This is a genomic window from Vogesella mureinivorans, assembly GCF_007644035.1.
Lineage (GTDB): Bacteria > Pseudomonadota > Gammaproteobacteria > Burkholderiales > Chromobacteriaceae > Vogesella > Vogesella mureinivorans.
In genome coordinates this window covers 1-303 of record NZ_VMTV02000278.1, presented here as the reverse complement: position 1 = coordinate 303, position 303 = coordinate 1, and the positions used below count along the sequence as shown (strand labels likewise).

The following is a 303-nucleotide window of genomic DNA, read 5'->3' as shown; positions in this document are numbered from 1 at the left end:
TAAATGCTTTGTAAAAATCTTCTGTCAAAGTGCTTGAACACACCAATAACTGGCAACTCAGGGTACTCATGACAGCAGCAAGAATAGCCGCTAAAACGATACCTGCAATCCATGGGTTAAATAGAATTTTAGTTAATTCCATAAATACCGTTTCAGGATTGGCATTGACCGTTGCCGCTAATTCAGGATGCATTTGGAAGTAGGCAATCCCAAAGAAACCGGCAGCAACTGCACCGCCTAGACAAAGTGTCATCCAAGTCATACCAATACGACGTGCATTTGGGATTGATTTCACCGAATCTG

Annotated in this window: 1 protein-coding gene; it reads right to left on the bottom strand. The window is 42.2% G+C overall.

The genetic code is table 11. The features are described from left to right. Window positions 1–303: sodium:solute symporter family transporter (locus tag FLQ44_RS08265; RefSeq protein WP_439144910.1), on the bottom strand; the 303-nt coding region annotated here is incomplete at both ends.